Below are 10,198 nucleotides of genomic sequence, written 5' to 3' on the forward strand. Positions count from 1 at the left end.
ATCACTCCGACCTTGAAGCGGGGTTGGCGGAATTGGCGAACTGCTCGCCCCACTCATTACGCGCGTGGCGGGCCTCGCTGAAAAGCTGCTCGAGACGGGTCGCGTCGCCAGACAGGAGCAGGGCGCGCATGTAGGCCAGCTCGGCAAGATACTGATCCAGCTCGGCGAGCAGCGCTTGACGGTTCGCAATGCAGATGTCGCGCCACATCTCGGGATGACTCGCGGCGATGCGGGTGAAGTCGCGGAATCCGCCGGCAGCAAAACTGAACAGCTGTTCGGCATTGGCCCGCCCCGCGAGGTCATGCACCAACCCGAACGCGAGCAGATGCGGCAAGTGGCTGACTGCGGCAAAGACCCGGTCATGCTCCTGCGGCGGCATCTCGTGGATCACGGCACCGCAGGCCTCCCAGGCCTCGCGGACACGCCGGATAGCCGCCGGCTCGTTCTCCGGCAGCGGCGTGACGACAACCCGCCGCCCGTCATACAGACTCGCAAAAGCCGCATCGACGCCGCTCTTCTCGGCCCCGGCGATAGGGTGCCCCGGCACCGTGAACGCCAGATGTCCGCCAAGATGACGATAGGTCGCCTCAATCACGTCACGCTTGGTACTGCCCGCGTCGGTCACGACCGTACCCGGCTCCAGGTGCGGCGCCATGGCCTCCATGACCGCGTCCATCTGCCCGACCGGCGGGGCGAGCAACACGAAGTCAGCGCCGTCGAGTGCCGACGCCCAATCTTCGCTCGCCTCGTCGATCACGCCCAACTCCACCGCGCGCGCAAGCGACTCCTTGCTGCGCCCGATGCCGACGATACGCCGCACGATCCCGGCGCGCCGCAGCGCCAGCGCGAAAGACCCTCCAATCAGGCCGACGCCGCACACCACCAGCTTGTCGATCACACCCATGCACGCAACTCCGGGGACCCGCGTCCCTCATCCATCCCTTGCCGACGAGACGGGACGGCGCCACACCGGAAGACCGGCGCAGATGCTGCCCGCCTCGCGCCTGCGGTGACGCGTCAGATCGCGGCCACCGGATAGGACCCCAGTATCTTGACGAATGCGGCCCGCTCATTGAGTTCCTGCAGCGCCGCCGCGACGCTCGCGTCTTCGCGATGGCCGTCGATATCGACGTAGAACACGTACTCCCACAGCCCGCCACGTGCCGGGCGCGACTGCAGCTTGGTCATGTCGACGCCGTGCCGGGCAAGCGGCTCGAGCAACGCGTGCATCGCCCCGGGACGATTCGACGCGGAGCACACGAGGGAGGTCTTGTCGCATCCGGACGGCCCCGCGTCATGATCGCCGATGACGACGAACCGCGTCGTATTGTTGGGATCGTCCTCGATGTTCGCCGCCAGCACGTTGAGCCCGTACAACTCCGCCGCAGCCTCGCCGGCGATCGCGCACGACTCGGGATCCTCGGAGGCCATGCGAGCGGCCTCGGCGTTGCTCGCCACCGGAACGCGCGACAAGTGCGCGAGATTGCGATTCAGCCACTCGTGGCACTGCGCAAGCGACTGCGCATGGGAATACAGCCGCTTCGCCGCGCCGATCCCTTCAGCCCTCGACAGGAGGTGTTGATGGATGCGCAGGTTCACCTCGCCGCAGATCTTCAACGGGTTCGCGAGCAGCAGGTCGAGCGCGCCGCCGACGGCACCCTCGGTCGAATTCTCGACGGGCACGACGCCATAGTCGGCATTCCCTGCCTCCACCGCGCGGAATACGTCGTCGATCGCTGCGGTCGGCATCAGTGCCGCAGCGCCGCCGAAATGCTTGCGCGCGGCGCTCTCGGAGAAAGTGCCCGCAGGCCCGAGATAGGCCACCTTGGTCGGATGCTCCAGAGCCAGGCAAGCCGACATGATCTCGCGGAAGATCCGCTGCACCGCCTGGTCCGGCAAGGGCCCCGGATTCACGGCCGCGAGGCGCCGCAGCACCTGCGCCTCGCGCTCGGGACGATACAGATTGCCCTGCTTGATCTCGCCGATGCGCTGCGCGCTGCGCGCACGCTCTGCAAGACGCGCAAGGATCTCCTCGTCGAGCCGGTCGATGTTGTTTCTGAGATTCTGCAGTTCGTCGCTCATGCTCGCCTCTTCACTCCCCGTCGGGGCAGCTCAAGCCGTTTCAACCGTGTTGCGCGGCAAATTCGCGCATGTAGTCCACCAGTGCCCGCACACCTTCGATCGGCATCGCGTTGTAGATCGAGGCACGCATGCCGCCAACCGACTTGTGCCCCTTCAGCTGCGTGAGCCCCGCGGCCTTCGCGCCGGCAAGGAAGGTTTCGTTCAGCGCGTCATCCCGCAGCAGGAACGGAATGTTCATGCGCGAACGGCTCCCGACCTCGACGGTATTGCGATAGAAACCGCTGCCGTCGATGAAATCGTACAGTAGCGTCGCCTTCTCGATGTTGCGCTTCTCCATCGCAGCCAGTCCACCCTGGGCCTTCAGCCACCGGAACACGAGTCCGGCGACGTAAATGCCATAGGTCGGCGGCGTATTCAGCATCGAACCGTTGTCCGCCATGACCTTGTAGTCCATGACGGTCGGCGTCAGCACGCTCGCGCGCCCCAGCAGATCGTCGCGCACGATCACGATGACTAGGCCGGAGGGGCCGATGTTCTTCTGCGCACCGGCGTAGATCAAGCCATAGCGACTGACGTCGGTCGGCCGCGACAGGATATGCGACGACATGTCAGCCACGAGCGGCGCCAAGGACCCCGGCAGACCGTCGTCACCGACCTCGACCCCATGGATCGTCTCGTTGGTACACAGATGCACGTAGGAAGCCTGCGGATCCAGCGCCAGCTCGTCCGCGCGCAATGCGCGCGCAAACCCCTCCGACTCAGTGCTGCCAACCAGTCGTACCGCACCGCCAAGCGGCCGGGCGAGGCGCTCCGCCTCCTTGAACGCCTTCTTCGACCAAGCGCCGGTCACGAGGTAATCCGCCGAACCGCACGCCAGCAGATTCATCGGAATCTGTGCGAATTGCTGCGTTGCACCGCCCTGCAGGAACAGCACGCGATAGTTCTGCGGAATCGCCATCAGCTCGCGCAGGTCCGCTTCGGCCTGCTCGACGATCGACATGAACTCCTTGCCGCGATGGCTCATCTCCATGACGCCGCAGCCGGCACCGTGCCAGTCGAGCATCTCCTCGGCAGCCTGCCGCAACACCGGCTCTGGCAGGGCCGCCGGTCCGGCACTGAAATTGAACACCCGGGTCATGATCCAGTCACTCCTTGTGCACGTCTCATTCGGCCGGAGCGACGTCGCCCGTCTCATCCGGAGCGTCCGTTTGCTCGCCGACCGTCGTATCGTCCGCTTCCGACTCGGCCACCTTCTCGATCCCCGCCAGCGTATCGCTGGCGTCGAGGTTGATCAGCGTGACGCCCTGCGTTGCCCGCCCCAACTCGCGGATGTCCTGCACCTTCGTGCGGATCAGCACCCCGCCGGTCGAGATCAGCATCACCTCGTCCGTCTCCTCGACCAGACAGGCCCCGACCAATCTACCGTTGCGCTCGGACGTCTGGATCGCGATCATGCCCTTCGTACCTCGACCGTGGCGCGTGTACTCCGCGACCGACGTGCGCTTGCCGTAGCCGTTCTCGGTCGCCGTCAGCACGCACAGATCCTCGCGCTTGGCGACGAGCATCGCAATCACCTGCTGCCCTTCCTCCAGCGTCATGCCGCGCACGCCACGCGCCTCGCGACCCATCGGCCGCACGTCGGACTCGGGAAAACGGACCGCCTTGCCGGCATCGGAGAACAGCATCACGTCGCTCTCGCCGTCGGTGATCGCAACGCCGATCAGGCGATCGCCGTCATCCAGGCTCGCGGCAATGATGCCGGCCTTGCGCGGATTGGCGAAGGCTGTCAGTGCCGTCTTCTTTACCGTGCCTTCGGCAGTCGCCATGAACACGAAGTGGTTGTCATCGAAGGCCTGCACCGGCAGGACCGCGTTGATCTTCTCCCCTTCCGTCAGCGGAAAGAGATTGACAATCGGGCGCCCGCGCGAATTGCGCGTACCTTCGGGCACCTCGTACACCTTCAGCCAATACACCCGTCCACGGCTGGAGAAGCACAGGATGTAGTCGTGCGTGTTGGCGACGAAGAGATGGTCGATGAAATCGTCGTCCTTCATCCCGGTCGCCTGCTTGCCGCGCCCGCCGCGACGCTGCGCGCGATAGTCGGCAAGCGGCTGACGCTTGAAGTAGCCGCCATGCGACAGCGTCACGACCATGTCCTCGGGCGCGATCAGGTCTTCGATATTGATCTCGCCGGTGTTCAGCACGATCTCCGAGCGGCGGGGATCGCCGAACTGATTTCGGATCGCACCCAATTCCTCGACGATGATCGCAGTGATGCGCGCAGGATTCGCAAGGATGTCCAGCAGATCCGTGATGAGATCCATGACCTCGCGGTACTCGGCAACGATCTTGTCCTGCTCGAGGCCCGTCAGGCGCTGCAGTCGCAGCTCCAGAATCGCCTGCGCCTGCGCCTCGGACAGGCGATAGCCCTGCGCCGACAACCCGAATTCGGCCGCAAGGCCTTCCGGCCGGTAGCTGTCGGCCAGCGCGCGCGCCAGCATCTCCTCGACCAGCGCCGAGCGCCACTGGCGCGCCATCAGCTCGCGCTTCGCATCCGCTGGCGTCGGCGCTGCCTTGATCAGCGCGATGATCTCGTCGACGTTCGACAGCGCAACCGCCAGGCCCTCAAGGATGTGTCCGCGCTCGCGCGCCTTGCGCAGTTCGAACACCGTGCGCCGTGTGATGACCTCGCGCCGGTGTGCGAGGAAGCAGTCCAGCATCTGCTTCAGGTTCAGTGTGCGCGGCTTGCCGTCGACCAGCGCCACCATGTTCATGCCGAAGGTGTCCTGCAGCTGCGTCTGCTTGAACAGGTTGTTCAGCACGACCTCGGGCACCTCGTTGCGCTTGAGCTCGATCACGACGCGCATACCGGACTTGTCCGACTCGTCGCGGATCTCGCTGATCCCCTCGATCTTCTTCTCGTTGACAAGCTCGGCGATCCGTTCGAGCAGCGTGCGCTTGTTAACCTGATACGGCAGCTCATCGACGATGATCGCCTGCCGGTTACCCTTCTCCAGGTCCTCGAAGTGCGTGCGCGCGCGCATCACCACGCGCCCGCGCCCAGTGCGGTACCCGTCATGCACGCCGGACAGGCCGTAGATCAGCGCCGCAGTGGGGAAGTCCGGCGCCTGCACGATGCGGATCAGGTCTTCGATTTCGGTCCCCGGCTCCTTCAGCAGCAACAGGCAGGCATCGATCACTTCACCGAGGTTGTGCGGCGGAATGTTCGTCGCCATGCCAACGGCGATACCCGACGAGCCGTTGATCAGCAGGTTGGGGATCCTGGCCGGCAGGATCAGCGGCTCCTTCTCCGAGCCGTCGTAGTTCGGCCCGAAGTCGACGGTCTCCTTGTCGATGTCGGCGAGCAGCTCGTGGCCGATACGCGCCATCCGGATTTCCGTGTAACGCATCGCCGCGGCATTGTCGCCATCAACGGAGCCGAAGTTGCCCTGCCCGTCGACCAGCATGTAGCGCAGCGAAAAATTCTGCGCCATGCGCACGATCGTGTCATAGACCGCCGAATCGCCGTGCGGGTGGTACTTGCCGATCACGTCGCCGACGATACGCGCCGACTTCTTGTACGGCCTGTTCCAGTCGTTCGACAGCTCGTGCATCGCATACAACACGCGTCGGTGCACCGGCTTCAGACCGTCGCGGGCGTCGGGCAGCGCCCGCCCGACGATCACGCTCATCGCGTAGTCCAGATAGGAGTGCCGCATCTCGTCTTCAAGACTGATCGGCAGAGTTTCCTTGGCAAACGAAGTCATTTGGCGGCGACGGCAAAAACGGCGGGGTAAAAACGTTAGATCTTAACACGCCGACCGCCCTTGCCGCCCGCCGCGTCAGGGAGCGCGATTGTCGCTCTACGGACCCATGTGCTTAAATTTGGAGCGCGACAAGGGCACAGCCGTCAGACAAGACCCGCAAGCGCAGGGGCTACGCCGTCCGCGATGCGTTCGCACGCCCCGCCGCGACCGGCACACGAGCAGCGCCCCTTTCCGACCACACCACCCTGGAGACTGCACGGTGAGCCAACCCGCCGATCTCGTGATCAACGCACGCTGGATCATCCCCGTCGAACCGGCGAACGTGACGCTGGAACACCACGCAGTGGCCATCCGGGGCGGAACGATCATCGACCTGCTCCCCCAGGATCTCGCACGCACGCACTATCGGGCGAACCGGACCGTCAGCCTGCCGGACCACGTCCTCATTCCAGGCCTGGTGAACCTCCACGGGCATAGCCCCATGGCCCTGATGCGCGGCATCGCCGACGATCTTCCCCTGATGCGCTGGCTGCAGGAGGCCATCTGGCCCGCCGAGGGCAAATACGTCTCGAGCACCTTCGTCCGCGAAGGCACCCTGCTGGCGATTGCCGAGATGCTGCGTGGCGGCATCACCACGTGCAATGAGATGTACTTCCACCCCGATGCCGCCGCAGAAGCCTTCGACCTGCTCGGCATGCGCGCCGTTATCGGCCTGACGACGCTCGAATTCCCGACCCCCTATGCCTGCGATGCCGACGACTACCTGCGCAAGGGTCTCGCTGCAAGAGACGCGTGGAACGGCCATCCGCTGATCGATTTCGCGCTCGCGCCGCATGCGCCCTACACCGTCGGCGACATCACCTTCGCGCGCATCGCAACCCTCGCGGCGGAGCTCGACATACCGATTCACATGCACATTCACGAGACCGCGCAGGAAATCGCGGACTCCCTCGCACAATACGGCAAGCGTCCTCTGGCGCGACTCGCCGGGCTCGATCTGCTCGGCGACAACTTCATCGGCGTGCACGCAGTCCATCTGGATGACTCCGACATCGAATTGCTGCAGCGTCACCGCTGCAGCATCGCGCATTGCCCCACCTCGAACATGAAACTTGCCAGCGGCATCGCACCCGTCGCAAGACTGCTGGCCGCGGAAATCCGCACCGGCCTCGGCACCGACGGCGCCGCAAGCAACAACCGCCTCGATCTCTTCCAGGAAATCCGCCATGCGAGCCTGCTGGCCAAGGTATCGACCTTCGACGCCACTGCCGTACCCGCACATACGGCACTGCGCATGGCCACCCTGAACGGTGCGCAGGCTCTTGGCCTGGGGGACCGTATCGGATCCATCGAGACCGGAAAGGCCGCCGACCTGTGCGCGATCGCCCTCGACACATTCGCGACCCGCCCCTGCTTCAACCCGGCGTCCCACCTGGTGCACGTGACGGGCCGCGAACACGTCTCTCATGTTTGGGTCGCAGGCGAGATCCGCGTGGATAAAGGGAATACAGTGTTGCAATTAAACGACACGGAATTGCTTGGCTTTGCCGCGCTGTGGCAAACTAGGCTTAGTAACTGAACTGGATATGTGCTGCGAGTTGCTGTCGCGAAAATTCACGCATCGCACTTGGCAGGCTTAATCGTTACCCCATTCATCCTCTTGCCAATCGACGAGGAAATTATGACCAAACAGACCAAAAAGCAGATGTTCGCACTGGCCGCCATCGCCTCGATCGGCCTCTCCGCATCCACTGTCTTTGCCCAGGTAAAAGACGTCGTGGTGGATGGCAAGGGTGAAATCCCCTACCTGATCGACGGCCGCAATGTCGTCGCCCGCAGCGGCACCGGCCTGTGCTGGCGCACTGGCTACTGGACCCCGGCAGCCGCCAGCACCGCCATGGCCGGCCAACTGCCGGTCGGCTGCGAGTGCGACAGCGACATCGTTCCGAAGGACAAGTGCGGCGCACCGGCTCCGGCCGCGGTTCCGACGGCAGCCCCGGCTCCCGCCGCTGCCACGCCGAAGCCCACGGCTGACAAGATCAAGCTGTCTGCCGACGCCCTGTTCGACTTCGACAAGGCCGTGCTGAAGCCCGAAGGCAAGACCAAGCTCGACGACCTCGCCGCCAAGGCCAAGGGCATCAAGCTCGAAGTGATCCTCGCCGTCGGCCACACGGACCGCCTGGGCTCCGATTCCTACAACCAGAAGCTGTCCGAGCGCCGTGCCAACGCCGTGAAGACCTACCTCGTCAGCAAGGGCATCGAAGCCAACCGCGTCTACACCGAAGGCAAGGGCGAGCGTCAGCCGGTGACCGGCAAGAACTGCTCGGACAAGCTGGGCCGCAAGAAGCTGATCGAGTGCCTGCAGCCCGATCGTCGCGTGGAAATCGAGCTGGTCGGCACGAAGTAATCCTGCCGGATTCAGTCAAAGGCCCTGCTTCGGCAGGGCCTTTTCATTTCCGCACCACCTCTGCTCCAATTGCGTTTTCGCCCGATCAAAGTCGAGACCCGCGCCATGACTACCAACGCCGACCCGGCCGAACTGCAAAAATTCAGCGACCTCGCACACCGCTGGTGGGACCCCACGTCCGAGTTCAAGCCCCTGCATGAGATCAACCCCCTGCGACTGCGCTGGATAGACGGCCACGCAGGCCTCGCCGGCAAGCGCGTTCTCGACGTCGGCTGCGGAGGCGGCATCCTGTCGGAAAGCATGGCGGCACTCGGAGCACAGGTCACGGGAATCGACCTGTCCGAAAAGGCCCTGGGCGTAGCGCGCCTACACCTGTTCGAATCGGGCAACAAGGTGGATTACCAGCACTGCAGCGCCGAGGAGTTTGCCTCCCGACATCCGGGAGAATTTGACGTCGTGACATGCATGGAAATGCTCGAGCACGTACCAGACCCTGCCAGCACCGTCGCCGCCTGCGCAGGACTCGTCAAACCGGGCGGCCAAGTCTTTTTCTCCACCCTCAACCGTAACTTCAAGTCCTATCTGTTTGCCGTCGTAGGCGCGGAATACATCCTGAACCTGTTGCCCCGCGGGACACACGAGTACGCAAAGTTCATCAAGCCGTCGGAACTTGCGCGCTTTTGCAGAAATGCAGGACTGGAGAGCGCAGAACTCTTGGGAATGAGCTACAACCCCCTCACCCAGACCTATTCCCTGGGACAGGATACGAGCGTGAATTACATGCTTCAGACGCGACGCGAAGCCTGACACAGCAACAACAACAACGCACTCGCGCGAGCGGAATTCGAAAGATGCTCGCGAGAGACGCAAAAAGTGCTAGACTTGCACTTGAAATCCGGCGCTTCGTCACCAGATTCGAACTGTAATACACAGGGGCCGACTTGGCTTCGACGTGGGTTGCAAAGCAGTGCAGTGCATACCGAGGACCAGTCACCTCGTAAATCCATCTGGAAATCAACAAACGCCAACGACGAACGTTTCGTTCTAGCCGCTTAATCCCGGCTAGCGCTGCACCGGCAGGTCTCTGGGCCGGGTGGTCTTAGCGCAGCTGAGCCGCTGCAGTGTCATTTACAGAGACTCGCGAGTTGCGCCGGGTCGCTTGGCGCAACAGCTAAAGGCAAGGTGACTCGCTCCTGTCCGGCCTGCCGACCGGCTAAGGCAGGGGTTAAACCAAATAGGTCGGCTACGTATGTAGAGCTGTCTGTGGAGGGCTTGCGGACGGGGGTTCAATTCCCCCCGGCTCCACCAATTCAAACGCCAAGACATCGAATGTCTTGGCGTTTTTCATTTCGCCACCGCAGTCGAAATTCAGTCTCCCTCGCACCACAAGCGATGCCGACGAGGCGAGGTACGTCAGCGCGAACGGGTCACGATCGCTTCGATCACCTGAACGTCGGAATCGATCCGCTCGTCGACATCCTTCGGCACTGCCGATGGCCTGCGGACCTGCGGAAGAGGATGTCTCGCGTTCGCAGCGGAGTCCCCGCCACGCATCCCCTGAGACCTTGCAGCGGCATGCGGCACCGTCGCACCGCGCGACGCGCGCGTGTCCGTGACTCGCGCAACGTCCCTCGCCGACCGGACGCCTGCCGGGCGGGCGCTCGCCACTCCCGGCCGCCTGATGGCCGTCTCAGGCCTTTCCCCTTCCGAGGACGGCATTTCGACGATGGTCGCTGCCGGCGCACGCGCTTCTCGTAGCGGAGGCACAAGCTCCTGCGCCGCGGGCACGGGCTCCTGACGGACTCCAGCCGCAATGGGGACACTCATGGCAACCACATCCAAGCCCTCACCCCCACCTTCGGTTACTCCGGCAGTCGCGCGCCAGCGCTCCCATATAACGAATGATGGCGCCAATACGATCGCCAACACCGCAATCATGACC

General features: G+C 63.9%; 7 protein-coding genes and 1 other RNA gene. 4 read left to right on the forward strand and 4 right to left on the reverse strand.

The window, feature by feature from the left end:
• Position 1: 1 nt before the first annotated feature.
• The 4 genes from GPA27_RS14820 to gyrA form a co-directional block, all read right to left on the reverse strand.
• Complete coding sequence (locus GPA27_RS14820) at positions 2–904, reverse strand: prephenate dehydrogenase (protein WP_169141382.1); 903 nt, start codon at positions 902–904, stop codon at positions 2–4.
• Positions 905–1,017: 113 nt separating this feature from the next.
• Positions 1,018–2,082 carry a prephenate dehydratase gene (gene pheA / locus GPA27_RS14825; RefSeq protein WP_169141383.1) on the reverse strand — a complete coding sequence of 355 codons (1,065 nt, stop codon included), beginning with the start codon at positions 2,080–2,082 and terminating at the stop codon, positions 1,018–1,020.
• Between the two features lie 40 nt (positions 2,083–2,122).
• Complete coding sequence (serC, locus tag GPA27_RS14830; RefSeq protein ID WP_169141384.1) at positions 2,123–3,220, reverse strand: 3-phosphoserine/phosphohydroxythreonine transaminase; 1,098 nt, start codon at positions 3,218–3,220, stop codon at positions 2,123–2,125.
• A gap of 25 nt (positions 3,221–3,245) precedes the next feature.
• Complete coding sequence (gyrA, locus tag GPA27_RS14835; RefSeq protein WP_169141385.1) at positions 3,246–5,849, reverse strand: DNA gyrase subunit A; 2,604 nt, start codon at positions 5,847–5,849, stop codon at positions 3,246–3,248.
• A gap of 259 nt (positions 5,850–6,108) precedes the next feature.
• Here gyrA and GPA27_RS14840 point away from each other — a divergent pair, with 259 nt between their 5' ends.
• The 4 genes from GPA27_RS14840 (at position 6,109) to ssrA (ending at position 9,564) form a co-directional block, all read left to right on the forward strand.
• The gene (locus tag GPA27_RS14840) at positions 6,109–7,428 is read left to right on the forward strand and encodes a TRZ/ATZ family hydrolase (RefSeq protein WP_169141391.1); all 1,320 of its coding nucleotides are present in this window, start codon (positions 6,109–6,111) and stop codon (positions 7,426–7,428) included.
• Between the two features lie 102 nt (positions 7,429–7,530).
• Positions 7,531–8,256, forward strand: coding sequence for an OmpA family protein (locus GPA27_RS14845; protein WP_169141386.1), 726 nt, complete (start codon positions 7,531–7,533; stop codon positions 8,254–8,256).
• A gap of 105 nt (positions 8,257–8,361) precedes the next feature.
• Positions 8,362–9,063 carry a bifunctional 2-polyprenyl-6-hydroxyphenol methylase/3-demethylubiquinol 3-O-methyltransferase UbiG gene (gene ubiG / locus GPA27_RS14850; protein WP_169141387.1) on the forward strand — a complete coding sequence of 234 codons (702 nt, stop codon included), beginning with the start codon at positions 8,362–8,364 and terminating at the stop codon, positions 9,061–9,063.
• Between the two features lie 125 nt (positions 9,064–9,188).
• Positions 9,189–9,564, forward strand: a transfer-messenger RNA (tmRNA) gene (gene ssrA / locus GPA27_RS14855).
• Positions 9,565–10,198: the final 634 nt, after the last annotated feature.

Source organism: Aromatoleum toluolicum (assembly GCF_012911005.2).
Taxonomy (GTDB): domain Bacteria; phylum Pseudomonadota; class Gammaproteobacteria; order Burkholderiales; family Rhodocyclaceae; genus Aromatoleum; species Aromatoleum toluolicum.